This window comes from Rhizobium sp. WYJ-E13, assembly GCF_018987265.1.
In the GTDB taxonomy this organism is placed as follows: Bacteria; Pseudomonadota; Alphaproteobacteria; order Rhizobiales; family Rhizobiaceae; genus Rhizobium.
In genome coordinates, this window is record NZ_CP076854.1 from 322,274 (window position 1) to 335,014 (window position 12,741).

Below are 12,741 nucleotides of genomic sequence, written 5' to 3' on the forward strand. Positions count from 1 at the left end.
AGATCGATGACACAGGAAATCACATTTGGCGTGCATTCCGAAGTTGGCCAATTGCGAAAAGTCATGGTTTGCGCGCCCGGCCGTGCCCATCAGCGTCTGACGCCGACAAATTGTGACGCGCTTCTCTTCGACGATGTTCTTTGGGTCGACAATGCCAAGCGCGATCACTTTGATTTCATAACCAAAATGCGCGACCGTGGCATCGACGTGGTGGAGATGCATAACCTGCTTGCCGAGACGGTTGCGATCCCCCAGGCCAAGACGTGGATACTGGACAACCAGGTCGTCGCCAACCAGATTGGTCTCGGTCTTCTGAATGAAGTGCGATCCTATCTGGAAGGGCTTTCCGACCGGGATCTGGCCGAAACGCTGATCGGCGGCCTGTCGACGTTTGAATTTCCGGAAGCCATTGGAGGCGAGCAACTGGCGCTGATCCGCGATGCAGCCGGCGTCAACGAGTACTTACTGCCGCCGCTGCCGAATACGCTCTACACCCGAGACACGACCTGCTGGATCTATGGTGGCGTAACATTGAATGCGCTCTACTGGCCGGCGCGTCATGAGGAGACGATCCTCACCACGTCCATCTACAAGTTTCATCCGGATTTCGCCGGCAAGGTCAACGTATGGTGGGGCGACCCAACGAAGGACTGGGGCCTTGCGACGATAGAAGGCGGCGATGTCATGCCGATCGGTAAGGGTAACGTCCTCATCGGCATGAGCGAGCGCACGTCGCGACAGGCAATCAGCCAGGTGGCGGCAGCGCTGTTTGAGAAAGGCGCCGCTGAGCGCGTCATCGTCGCGGCCATGCCGAAGCTGCGCGCCGCCATGCATCTCGATACCGTCTTCACCTTTGCGGACCGCGATTGCGTGCTGATCTACCCCGACATCGTCAACAATATCGAAGCCTTTTCCTATCGCCCCGACGGCAAGGGCGGCATCGAACTTCACAAGGACAAGGGCTCCTTCGTCGACACTGTGCGCGACGCGCTCGGACTAAGGGCGATGCGCGTCGTCGAGACCGGCGGAAACGACTATATGCGCGAGCGAACCCAATGGGACAGCGGCGCCAATCTGGTCTGCGCATCGCCCGGTGTCGTCTACGCCTATGACCGCAATACCTACACCAATACCTTATTGCGCAAGCAAGGCATTGAGGTGATCACGATCACGGGCGCAGAGCTTGGGCGTGGGCGAGGTGGTGGGCATTGCATGACATGCCCCATCGCTCGTGACGCCGCCGACTATTAGTTGTCGCAGGAAAAAGTCGGCCCACCTTATGGCGCGCGCCCTGCTTGCCGTCGCTTGGGAACGCGGCGGCAATCCGCTCGATGACCTGAAGCTCATCGACAATCTCGAGAAGAGCCTGAAGGTCGTCATGAAGGATGGCCGGATTTTCAACAACACACTCTGACCTATCCAGGCGAGGGCAATAATGCGGGCAGGGCGACATCGAGCAGTTCCTTCAGCTCAGGTCGTCATTGCGGTGCTTGTCGTGATCGCCATGTTGCCGGCGGGCGCAACGGTGCTTGCGCCGCTGGCATTCGCGCTCCTGGCGATAGCCCTTCTGTGGCCGGTCCAGCATCGCATGCAGACCGTTTTTCCAAGATACATCGCGCTTCTGGTGACATTGGCCGTTATGATGCTGGCCCTTCTGGCATTCGGCTGGATCTTTGCCTGGTCTTTCGGACGTGTCGGCGGGTGGATGGTCGACAATACGGCTCGCTTTCAACAACACTATGATGAGCTTCGTCAGTGGCTGGAGGGACACGGCATCGACGTTGATGTGCTCTGGGCCGACAGTTTCGGCGCCGCTTGGGCAATGCGCGTGGTTCAGGCCGTGACGAGCCGCGTCAACAGCACGTTCAGCTTTTGGCTGATCGCTCTCACTTACCTTCTTCTCGGCTTGATGGAGGTCGAGGGTTTTGAGAGCCGGATCAAGGCGATGCGCAATCCGGTGGCAAGAAAATTCCTGCTCGACGGCAGCCGGGAAACGGCGCAAAAGCTTCGACGCTTCATGAGGATCCGGACGATCATGAGCATCACAACGGGGCTGTTCATCTGGTTCTTCACCAGTAGCTTTGGGCTGCCCCTTGCAAAGGAATGGGGCGCGATTGCCTTCGTTTTGAATTACATACCCTTCATCGGTCCGCTCGTGGCAACGCTGCTTCCGACCGCCTTTGCGCTCATTCAGCTTGATAACTGGCAATCGGCGATTGCCATCTTCCTGGGGCTCAACCTCATTCAGTTCACACTTGGCAGCTATATTGAACCGCGCATATCCGGCAGCGCTCTCTCCCTCTCACCAGTGGTCGTGCTGCTTTCCGTTTTTGCCTGGGGTTATCTCTGGGGGATTTTCGGCGCGTTCATCGGCGTACCGATCTCGATCGCGCTGGTGACATTCTGCCGCCATCATCCCTCCAGCCGGTGGGTGTCCGAACTTTTGGGACGCGGTAGCGAAGCCGGCGGCGTCTGATCTGAGACTGCGCCAGCGATGAGGCACCACGCCCTTTATCGAAACATCTCGAAGAGCGCCGTGCTTGCCTCCTGCATTGTCAGGCCGTGTTGAAACGCGCCGTTTTCGACAAAATTGACTATCTCGGCGATGACGATCGGGTTGAACATCATGAACGTGTGCGTGGCATGAAGCACCAGATGGTCAGTCGCACCCTCCAATCTCGTCGATGCCACGGACACTTTTCCATCGTTCCGCCCCTTGATGATGGAGTTGAAAAGCGGATTGACGGATATGTCGCCTGCGATGATGCCAACGGGATAATCCGGAAGCGGCAATAGCTTCGGTAACGCCGTCTGACCGGTTCCTAGCTCGCGTCCGGCTGGGCCGTTGATCCAATGAAATGGCAACATCTCTCCGAAGACATCCACGATCTCGGATCCGTTGTTGGGTGGCGCCAGCATGACCACCCGCCCGAGATTTGTAGGACGCCGATGGGCCAGCCAATAGCGAACAAGAATTCCGCCCATGGAGTGGGTTACGAAATTGACGCGTCTCTGCCCGCACATCGCCACAGCATCACCGACGTAGCCGGCAAGTTCGGAGATTGTCGCGCGCGTTGAGGGATATTCGTTGTTGATGACGAGGAATCCGCGCCGTGCCAGTGCCTTCTCGACAAGCCGAAGGGATCCGCTGCCGCGCGCAAGCCCATGCACCAACACGACGCATTCCGCATCGTCCTCACCGGCATTACCCATCACGCCCCAGACCTATTCAACTTCAGCGTTTCCAGTTTCGATCCGACCGACCGACCCTTCATTCGTGCTGGTCGCCGCGGTAGGATCACGGGTCTTCTCGGCATGGGCGGTACCAAATAGTTTCCGCTTGCTGGCCTCCCTCACCGTCTGAACGAAAATATAGAGCAAAGGAATGGTGAGGAGGCCGACATTCGTTCCGAGCAGCAGCCCACCGAGAACGGTAACACCGATCGCCTGGCGGCTGCCTGCTCCGGCTCCCGTCGCCACCACCAACGGTACCACGCCCAATATGGAAGCCATCGCCGTCATCAATACCGGTCTGAAGCGCTGCGACGTTCCTTCGCGTGCCGCTTCTATGATGCTGAGACCTTCTTCCCGCCGCTCCTTGGCGAACTCCACGATGAGGATGGCGTTCTTGGCCGCCAGCCCGATCAGCAGCAGCAGGCCGATCTGGGCGTAGATATTGAGATCGATGCTGCCGATAACCAGTCCCGCCAGGGCCCCGAGCACCGCGACGATCACGGACATCATCACGGCGAGCGGGACGCTCCAGCTTTCATATTGGGCGACGAGGAAGAGATAGGTGAGGATGATCCCCATGGTCAGGATGATGACCGTCTGTCCACCCGCCTGCTTTTCCTGAAGGGCAAGTCCCGTCCATTCATATCCGAAGCCTGGCGGCAGCTTTTCCGCAGCAAGCGCTTCCATGGCGTTCAGGGCATCCCCGGTACTCGCACCCGCCGCAGCCTGCCCGTTGATCGCGGCGGATGGAAAAAGGTTGTAGCGGTTGACCGAGTTTGGTCCGTAGATGGTCGAGATGGAAAGCAATCCTTGCAGGGGCACCAGATCGCCCGACTGGCTTCGCACCCTCAGCCGCTGGATGTCCTCGATGCGCGAGCGGAACGTCGGCTCGTCCTGGATCCGAACCTGGTATACGCGCGAAAATATGTTGAAGTCGTCGACATAGGCCGATCCAAGATGCGCTTGCAGCGTGTTGAAGATCGTCGCTGGTGAAACGCCGAAAAGTTCGGCCCGTCGCCGGTCGATATCGAGATAGATCTGCGGCGCGTCGGCCGAAAACGTGCTGAAGACTCCTGTTAACCGCTCCGTCTGGTTTGCTGCGACGATCAGCCCGCGCATCACTTCGGCTAGTTCCTCCTGACTTTGCCCGGCGCGGGCCTGAAGGCGAAAGTCAAAGCCGCCGGTCGTCCCGAGGCCAGGTATTGCTGGCGGATTGAACGGGACAACCGATGCCGTCGAAACCTTTCTGAACTCCGTTCGAAGCTCGTTCATCAACGCAAAGGCGCTCTGGTCCGACCCGCGTTCGCTCCACGGCGTGAGCGCCGAGATGATCATTGCCGAATTGGAGCCGCCACCGCCTATCATGCTCGTCCCGGCAATGGCGATGGTGTTTGCAATCCCAGGCGTCCGTTGGAGCACAGTGGTGACCGCCGCGACCGTCCCCTGCGTGCGCTCGAGGGAAGCGGAATCGGGCAATTGCACGTTCATGAAGAGATAGCCCTGGTCTTCGGCGGGGACAAAACCCACGGGCAGGATGCGATAAAGACCGTAGACGCCCACGACGGTAATCGCGAGAAACAGCAGGCTGAGGGCAATCCTGCGGGCAAAAATCGCCAGCAAAGAAATGTAAAACCGTCGCGACGCATCGAGGCCCCGGTTTATCCTGCCGAACAGCTTCGACCGGCTCTCCTGTGCCGGCCGGAGGATGAGGACGCAGAGTGCCGGACTGAGGGTCAAGGCATTGATCGTCGAGAAGGTGATCGTGATCAAGATGGTGACCGCGAACTGACGGTAGAGTTCACCGGTTATGCCGGCGAGGAACGCAACCGGCACGAAGAGAGCGGCCAGCACCAACGTTGTTGCAACGATTGGCCCCGTGACCTGGCTCATCGTGTGTAGCGTCGCTTCACGCACGTCGACGCCCAGCTCGCTCATGATGCGCTGGACATTTTCCACCACGATGATCGCGTCGTCCACGACAAGACTGATCGCGAGTATCATCGCGAAAAGCGTGATCGTGTTGGCCGAATAACCCATGAGATAAAGCACGGCAAAGCCGCCGATCAGCGAAACGGGTATGGTCAGCGTCGGGATGATTGTCGCGCGCCAGTCCTGCAGGAAAAGGAACACGACCACGACAACGAGCACGAAGGTGATCGCCAATGTAATGAAAATCTCCTGGATGGTCTGCCGAACAAAAGCGGTCGTGTCGAAAACGACCGTATAGGCGAGGTCATCAGGAAATTGTTTCGACAATGTCTGCAGCTCGCCGAGAACGGCGTTCGATACCGCCAGCGCGTTCGCATCGGTCGATTGATAGACGACGACGGTAGCGCTCGGCCTGCCATTCAGGGTCGATGCCGTATCGTAGGATTGTGCGCCGAGCTCGATCCGGGCGACGTCGCGAAGATGGACGATCGCTCCGTCCTTGTTGGTGCGGATAATGATGTTGCCGAACTCGATTGCATCCGCAAGCCTCCCCCTGGCCATGACGGTCAACTGCAGCTGCTGACCGGTGGGCGAGGGGGGCGAACCGAGCTGGCCGGCGGATGCCTGGACGTTCTGGGCCTGGATCGCCGTCGTCAGGTCGGCTGCGGTTACCCCAAGGGCCTGCATGCGATCGGGGTTCATCCAGATCCGCATGCTGTAGGCCGGGCCAAACACGCTCGCCTCACCGACGCCGGGAAGGCGAGCGATCGCGTCCCGGATGTTGATCATGGCATAGTTGCTGATGAAGACATCGTCCCTGGTGCCGTTCGGCGAGTAGACGGCAAAGCCGAGTAGCATGCTCGACGAACGAGTTCTGACCGAGACGCCTGTCTGTGTAACGGCAGCGGGAAGCCGCGGCGATGCCATTGACACGCGATTCTGCACATTGACCTGGGCGATTGCCGGATCCGTGCCGGCTGCGAACGTAACCGTCAGGCTGTAGGTGCCGTTATTGGTGCTTGACGACGACATGTAGAGCATGTCTTCAACGCCATTCACCTGATCCTCGATCGGCGCTGCCACGCTGTCGGTCATGACGCTGGCATTCGCGCCGGGATAGCTTGCCGTGACCTGCACTTCGGGCGGTGTGATCTGCGGAAACTGGGCGACGGGTATCAAGAAGAGGGAGAGGCCGCCTGCGATCATCATCACGACTGCGATGACCATTGCAAATCTTGGCCTGGCAATGAAGTGCGCCGAAAGGTTCATTGGGGTGAACCCGGTTGCGGTTCCATCGGCGCGAGCGAGATCGCGTTGCTGTCGGTTGGAGAAACTTCCGTGGGCTCGACGACGAGGCCTTCCGAGACGTTCTGTAGGCCGTCGACGATCAGTTTTTCCCCGCCTTTAAGACCATCGTCTACTGCCCAGCTGCCACCGATCTGTCGAGTAATCCTTATTCGACGCAGCTCGACGGCATTTTGCGCGTTGACGAGCAGGACGTACTTGCCATCCCGATCCTGCTGCACCGCCCCCAGCGGCACAACCGGACGGAGCGTCTTTTCCCTTTCCGATATGACAACTGTTACGAACTGACCCGGAATAAGCAGGGCATCTGGATTGGGAAATAGCGCCCGAACGGGCAGGGTTCCCGTCGCCGGGTCGATTTCGTTACCGAAGAATTCGATCCTTCCCGGCTCCGCGTAAGATTGGCCGTTCGACAGCCGCAGGCTGGGCTTATAGCTGCTGGCCAGCGCCTCCTTGCCGATATTGCCTCTGGTCGCGCGCAGTTCGAGGATCGATCGATCGCTCACCGAGAACACGACGCGGATCGGATCCATTTCGACGACGCGAGCCAGTGCCGTTGAACTGCCGCTGACGAAGCTTCCGACCGACAATTCGGCAGCTCCGATGCGGCCGTCGATCGGCGAGACTATCCTGGTGTAGCTGAGATTGAGCTCGGCCTGGCTCACGCGTGCTTGTGCCGAAAGAAAGTTTGCCTGGCCGGTTTCAAGGGCGGTCTGGCTTTCCTCCAGCGTCGCGCGCGATACGGTTTGGTTGCTCAGCGATTGATTGCGCGCGACACGGCGTTGAGCATCCGCCAATGTCGCCTGGGCGCTCGCAAGCGCTGCCTTGGCGTCCGACAGCGCTATTTCCAGGGACCGCTTGTCGATCAGGAAGAGATCCTGATCCTTCCTGATCAATTGGCCCTCATTAAAAAGACGTTGGTCGACGAAGCCTTCGATGCGCGAACGGATATCGACGGCATTGACTGCCTCCACTCGTCCGACGAATTCGTGTTTCGGCGAAACGTCCTGGACCGGCACGGTGAGGACGCCGACGGACGGACCAGCCTGTGCCGCCACGTCCTGCGGCACTGACATCAGAGCTGCGAACAATAACACCAGGAATGTCGGCGGAACTCGACGATGCAACTTCATCGACATGTCTCCAACAGAACCGTGAAATTAGATCACTCAAGGCGGATGGAAGCAGTCTACAAAAATTAGCATATGTTGAGATTCTACTACCATACGTGGAGAGCAGCAAGCGTTACAGATGGCGCGTCCTGTCCTAAATTGGCGCTGGAAAGACCCTTTGTCGGACAGGCACCGCACTGTTGATTGCGTCACCACTAGATGCTGATGCCACCGCTGCCGAACTCGAACCTGAAGCGGAGAGAGGCGGGATTCGTGCACAGCCTTCCCATGCTCTCCCGATCAGCACTATCTCACGTCTCAGGTGGTCTCATCGTCGGTCTTCGACCAGCTTGTTTGTGCGACGTCCGATCTCAAACTCAGCTGGGCCACAAGTTGTTCGACAACGCTGTCCTGGTCGCCCTTCGTGAAAACGATCGCTTCGATTTCCATCCCCTTATCGGCATCGCACAGGCGGCTTTTTATCGATCGGAACTGCAGTTTGTTGGCGTTCAGCGATTGCAGCAGCGTCGCCCGGACTGCTATTTCATGATCCATTGGGCATTTGAGCTTTATGTCGTAGATACGTTCTTGCTCTGGCGCGACCACAGACCAGGCTTCGATATACGATCCAAGCTTGGGAAGCGTATAGTTGAAGGCGACAATGAAAAAGGCCGCTTCGCTAGCCAATAGAAGCTGCCCATAGCCAGCGAAGACGCCGACAGCGCCGGTGCTCCAGACCGTCGCAGCCGTGCTCAAGCCTTTGATGTTGGTGCCGTCGCGGATAATGAGACCCGCCCCAAGGAAGCCGATGCCCGTAACGACCTGAGCGCCCATGCGCAGATCGAATTCGAAGCCCATCGCACTTGGAAGCGACGCATAGGATGCGGCACCAAGGGAAACAAGCGCATGGGTTACGAGATTTGAGTTCCGCTGCTTCAAATGTCTTTCGGCGCCGATCAGCGTTCCGAGCAGCAATGCGGTCACCAGTTTGACGAGAATTGATTGGCTGGCGTCCATATCGATCGCCTCTATGTTTATCCGGTGTGAGCCGCGACTATTTCCTGGACATCGGCCAGTTATGTCTCTGCAAGGAACCATTTACCCTCGTGCAGAAAGAAACCAGCATCCTCTCGTCTTTTTCTTACTTTGATTTGGAAGTTGAAGTTCGATCGGAGAGACCATGATAAACATCCTGCTGAAGTTACGCTTCGTCATGGCGCTTGCATCCATAGGTGTTATCGCCGCCGCCGGTTTGATGTTTTGGGAGGGCCTGCTGACATTATGGCATGCCTTTGCCTATGTGAGAACCGACCCGGATCTTGCCGTCATTGCGGCCGTCATGCGGGCGACGGATAAGCTGCTGTTTGCGATCGTCCTCGTCATCTTCGGCTGCGCCACCGCGCTTGGTTTTCTCGTCGATCTGTCGCCCGAACAACGCGCGGCGCTGCCCGATTGGATGGTCATCGACAGTGTCGCCGAACTCAAGAACCTCTTCATCCAGATGATTATCCTCTATCTGGTGGTCCATTTCGCCACGCTCGTCGCGGAGACCGACCAGATGCTGCAATGGAACGCGCTGGTCCTTCCCATGTCTATCCTGCTATTGGCCGGCGCCATGAGACTGATCGCCGATGCTCCTGGGCACGGCCATCACGGTGATCACGCTTCGGTTCAAAACAAACCACCCGCTTCCAATGCCAGCACCGACGATGCCTAAATTCACTGCGCGATCCCAATCCGCTGCTCCTTGATGCGTCGGCGGCAAGCAGCGGGCATGCGGTGTCTTCCCGGGCAGGGATGAAACTCCTCGAAAAAATAGCCGTCTTGCCCGCGACGCTGTGGTTGATGAGGAGAGCACGACGTTGTCGTTCACCATCGCGCAAAGTATCTCGTCGCCGGTTGCTATTCCTCTTGACGTCTTTCTGCCGTCCAAACCGATATCTCAACCGCTCAATTTCCCTGGCCATCTCTCTTCGTCTGTGAGTGAAAGGTAAAATTTACCAAGATTTGTAACGATCCGCCTCTATCCAAATCGCGGAGGAATTTTGTGAAAACTGCCACGCTCGCATCCATCGCTTTGGCGATGTCGGTCTCCGCCGCTGGCGCCCAGACGATCGGCGTCTCAATGTCGGATCTCGACAAATTCAGAACGGCGCTCCTGAACGGCGTCGTCACCCACGGGCAGACGATTTCCGGTCTCAAGCTCATCACCGAGAACGCAAAGGGTGACAACGAACTGCAGAAGCAGCAGGTCCAGAAGCTCATTGCCGACAAGGTCGATGCGATCATCCTGGCGATTTCCGATGGCGATCTCGGTCCGCAGATGAGCAAGATGGCGGCAGATGCGGGTATTCCGCTGATCTATATCAACAACGTCCCTTCCAACCTGCTCGACCTGCCGGAAAATCAGGTGGTGGTCGCCTCCAATGAGAAGGAATCGGGAACGCTGGAAACGAAGCAGGTCTGTGCGCTCCTGAAGGGCAAGGGCCGCGTCGTCGTGCTGATGGGCGAACCCTTCCACGCGGCTGCCCGCGCCCGCACTCAGGACATATCGGACGTCATCGCCACGCCGGAATGCAAGGGCCTCGAGATCGTCGAGCGGCAGGCTGCCTACTGGTCGCGCGATTATGCCGACCAGCAGATGCAGGAATGGCTCGCGGCCGGCGTCAAGTTCGACGCTGTCATCGCCAACAATGACGAAATGGCGCTCGGCGCGATCCGCGCCATGAAGAAGGCCGGCATGCCGATGAAGGACGTCGTCGTCGCTGGCGTCGATGCGACCGACGACGCGCTCGCCGCGATGGCAGCCGGTGATCTCGACGTCACCATTCTTCAGAGCGCGGTTGGACAGGGCGCGACCGCAGTCGATGCGGCTGTCAAGCTCGTCAATAAAGAGAAGGTGCCGCGGGAAAACAACGTTCCCTTCGAGCTCGTGACGCCTGAGAACATCGCCAAATATCTGCCGAAGACCCAGTGAATAAGAGGGCTATCATGTTGTATTTCTGGAATAAATTCGGCATTCGCGCGCAGATTACCTCGGGCTTCGTACCGCTGTTCCTGTTGATGAGTCTTCTCACCGTCAGTGCAATCTCCGGCATGAACGGGCTTGCCGCCATCTTCGCCTCCTATCGCGCCACGGCAGGCCAGAGCCTCGCCATATCGGATTACAGCGACCAGCTGCACGAGATCCAGATGTCGGCGGAAGCTTTCCGCTCCACGCCGACACAGGCCGTCGTCGACAGCTTCCGTGCCGGCGTAAAAGCCTTCGAGGCGGACGATCCGCGTTTTGCAGGCAACAAGGACTTGCAGTCCGGTCTCACGACGATCCGTCAAGACATTGCCGCTTACGGCAAGGCATTCGAACAGATCGTCTCCCTCCAGGCCAGGCGCGACATGCTGATCTCCAAGGTCACCGAATTCGGCCCCTGGACCAGCATCGCGCTCAACGACGTCATGCGCAGCGCCTGGCGTCAGAACGACGTGGCTCTGCTGCACATGACGGCGCAGACGCTGGAGGCCTTGAACCGCAGCCTCTATTTCTCCGAACGCTTCGTGCATTCTGACGATTTCGCCGCCTATGACACGGCTCAGGCCGCGCTCGCCGAAGCGGTGGCGCTCAACGATACCGCCGCCAAGACGGCCAAGAACGAGCTGCAGAAGAAGCGCCTGTTGGGCGCCGGCCAGCTCATGCAGAATTATACCGCCCGTCTTGGCGACATGAAGGAAGTGCTGCAGGCATCCGGAAATATCCGCCAGACGCAGCTCAACATATTGGCTCCGAAGATATCGGGCGAGTTCAAGAACCTGCAGGCGACCGTGACCGGCGCGCAGAAGAATCTTGACGGCTCCGTGGAAGCAACGGTTGCCTCGGCCACCAGCGCGACACTCGTCATCAGTGGCCTGCTGATTGTCATCGGCCTCGTGCTCTCCTACTTCGTCGGCCGGCTGATTTCCTCGGCCGTTCGGGGCATGGCGCAGTCCATGGAGCGGCTTGCCCGCGGGGACGACGCCATCGTGATCACGGGCGTCGATCACCGCCACGAGCTCGGCGCCATGGCGCGTTCGCTGAAGGTTTTCCAGGAGACCGGCCGCGCCAAGCTGGTTGCCGAAGCCAATGGCGAACGCGCCCGCCTGGCTGCGGAGGAAGAGCGGCTTCGCCAGGAAGCCGAGCGCCTCAGCGATGCGCAGGTGATGGAGCATGCCTTCCACCAGATCTCGCTTGGCCTGGATGCGCTTTCCAAGGGCGATCTCTCGGTCCGCGTCGGCGAAGTCGACCACCGCTACGTCAGGATCCGCGATCACTTCAACAACTCGGTCGCAAGCCTGGAAGAAGCAATCGGTTCCGTCATTCGCGCGGTCACGACCATCCGCTCCGGCCTTGCCGAAATCTCCACCGCCTCCAACGATCTTGCTCGCCGCACCGAGCAGCAGGCCGCTTCGCTGGAAGAAACCGTAGCGGCTCTCGGCGACGTCACCCGCGGTGTCAACGGAACGGCAGAAGGCGCCAGCCGCGCCCAGGCTGTCGTGGCGACGGCCCGCACCAATGCCGAAAAGGGCGGCGAGATCGTCTCCCGCGCCATCGCCGCGATGACGGAAATCCAGAACTCTTCGTCGAAGATCGGCAACATTATCAGCGTCATCGACGAGATCGCCTTCCAGACCAACCTCTTGGCGTTGAATGCCGGCGTCGAAGCCGCACGCGCCGGCGAGGCTGGCAAGGGTTTTGCCGTCGTCGCGCAGGAAGTGCGCGAGCTCGCCCAGCGCTCGGCCAATGCGGCAAGAGAGATCAAGGAACTGATCTCGACCTCCTCGATACAGGTCAAGACGGGCGTCGAACTGGTCGGCGAATCCGGCGTCTCGCTCGAACAGATCGTCGAGCAGGTGACGGCCATGAATACGACCGTCGCCGAGATCGCGGTGGCCGCCCGCGAGCAGGCCACAAGCCTGCGTGAGGTCTCTGCTGCCGGCGATCAGATGGACAAGGTGACTCAGCAAAACGCTGCGATGGTCGAACAGACCACAGCTGCCGCCCAGAGCCTGACTCAGGAAACCGAGAACCTCGCGGAATTGCTGTACCGGTTCCGGACAAGCAGCGCTCCCATCTCAGAAAACCGGCATTATGCAATGGCATCGTAACGCTCTTTTGGCACGCGCTTTCGAT

General features: G+C 59.0%; 10 protein-coding genes. 6 read left to right on the top strand and 4 right to left on the bottom strand.

The features are described from left to right. Positions 1 to 6 precede the first annotated feature (6 nt). Genes KQ933_RS23075 through KQ933_RS23080 form a run of 3 tightly spaced genes read left to right on the top strand, consistent with a single transcriptional unit; the run spans position 7 to position 2,476 of the window. Entirely contained in the window at positions 7 to 1,251 is a 1,245-nt protein-coding gene (locus KQ933_RS23075; protein ID WP_216760158.1) for an arginine deiminase, read from the top strand. 28 nt (positions 1,252 to 1,279) lie between these two features. Next, positions 1,280 to 1,414, top strand: coding sequence for a hypothetical protein (locus tag KQ933_RS33765; protein WP_301925088.1), 135 nt, complete (start codon positions 1,280 to 1,282; stop codon positions 1,412 to 1,414). A 21-nt stretch (positions 1,415 to 1,435) separates the two neighbouring features. Beyond that, entirely contained in the window at positions 1,436 to 2,476 is a 1,041-nt protein-coding gene (locus tag KQ933_RS23080) for an AI-2E family transporter (RefSeq protein ID WP_216760159.1), read from the top strand. Between the two features lie 35 nt (positions 2,477 to 2,511). Here KQ933_RS23080 and KQ933_RS23085 read toward each other — a convergent pair whose 3' ends face one another. From KQ933_RS23085 to KQ933_RS23100, 4 genes are all read right to left on the bottom strand, one after another. Beyond that, entirely contained in the window at positions 2,512 to 3,213 is a 702-nt protein-coding gene (locus tag KQ933_RS23085; RefSeq protein WP_216760784.1) for an alpha/beta fold hydrolase, read from the bottom strand. A gap of 12 nt (positions 3,214 to 3,225) precedes the next feature. Next, complete coding sequence (locus KQ933_RS23090; protein ID WP_216760160.1) at positions 3,226 to 6,432, bottom strand: efflux RND transporter permease subunit; 3,207 nt, start codon at positions 6,430 to 6,432, stop codon at positions 3,226 to 3,228. After that, positions 6,429 to 7,544 (bottom strand): efflux RND transporter periplasmic adaptor subunit, encoded by a 1,116-nt coding sequence (locus KQ933_RS23095; RefSeq protein WP_253958453.1) that lies wholly within the window; start codon positions 7,542 to 7,544, stop codon positions 6,429 to 6,431. The genes KQ933_RS23090 and KQ933_RS23095 overlap by 4 nt, the downstream gene beginning before the upstream one ends. Before the next feature lie 354 nt (positions 7,545 to 7,898). After that, complete coding sequence (locus KQ933_RS23100; RefSeq protein WP_216760162.1) at positions 7,899 to 8,597, bottom strand: MgtC/SapB family protein; 699 nt, start codon at positions 8,595 to 8,597, stop codon at positions 7,899 to 7,901. 163 nt (positions 8,598 to 8,760) lie between these two features. Between KQ933_RS23100 and KQ933_RS23105 the strand changes: the two genes are divergently transcribed. The 3 genes from KQ933_RS23105 to KQ933_RS23115 all read left to right on the top strand — a co-directional run bounded on the left by KQ933_RS23105 (position 8,761) and on the right by KQ933_RS23115 (position 12,716). Then, entirely contained in the window at positions 8,761 to 9,297 is a 537-nt protein-coding gene (locus tag KQ933_RS23105) for a YqhA family protein (protein ID WP_216760163.1), read from the top strand. A gap of 330 nt (positions 9,298 to 9,627) precedes the next feature. Further along, positions 9,628 to 10,557: a substrate-binding domain-containing protein gene (locus KQ933_RS23110; protein WP_216760164.1), complete on the top strand. Its 930-nt coding sequence runs from the start codon at positions 9,628 to 9,630 to the stop codon at positions 10,555 to 10,557. Between the two features lie 14 nt (positions 10,558 to 10,571). Further along, positions 10,572 to 12,716: a methyl-accepting chemotaxis protein gene (locus KQ933_RS23115; RefSeq protein WP_216760165.1), complete on the top strand. Its 2,145-nt coding sequence runs from the start codon at positions 10,572 to 10,574 to the stop codon at positions 12,714 to 12,716. Positions 12,717 to 12,741: the final 25 nt, after the last annotated feature.

What these genes read in the sequence shown, in the direction of transcription:
- KQ933_RS23075 (WP_216760158.1), top strand. Translation starts at nt 7, where the DNA reads ATGACACAGGAAATCACATTTGGCGTGCATTCCGAAGTTGGCCAATTG.
- KQ933_RS33765 (WP_301925088.1), top strand. Translation starts at nt 1,280, where the DNA reads ATGGCGCGCGCCCTGCTTGCCGTCGCTTGGGAACGCGGCGGCAATCCG.
- KQ933_RS23080 (WP_216760159.1), top strand. Translation starts at nt 1,436, where the DNA reads ATGCGGGCAGGGCGACATCGAGCAGTTCCTTCAGCTCAGGTCGTCATT.
- KQ933_RS23085 (WP_216760784.1), bottom strand. Translation starts at nt 3,213, where the DNA reads ATGGGTAATGCCGGTGAGGACGATGCGGAATGCGTCGTGTTGGTGCAT.
- KQ933_RS23090 (WP_216760160.1), bottom strand. Translation starts at nt 6,432, where the DNA reads ATGAACCTTTCGGCGCACTTCATTGCCAGGCCAAGATTTGCAATGGTC.
- KQ933_RS23095 (WP_253958453.1), bottom strand. Translation starts at nt 7,544, where the DNA reads ATGTCAGTGCCGCAGGACGTGGCGGCACAGGCTGGTCCGTCCGTCGGC.
- KQ933_RS23100 (WP_216760162.1), bottom strand. Translation starts at nt 8,597, where the DNA reads ATGGACGCCAGCCAATCAATTCTCGTCAAACTGGTGACCGCATTGCTG.
- KQ933_RS23105 (WP_216760163.1), top strand. Translation starts at nt 8,761, where the DNA reads ATGATAAACATCCTGCTGAAGTTACGCTTCGTCATGGCGCTTGCATCC.
- KQ933_RS23115 (WP_216760165.1), top strand. Translation starts at nt 10,572, where the DNA reads ATGTTGTATTTCTGGAATAAATTCGGCATTCGCGCGCAGATTACCTCG.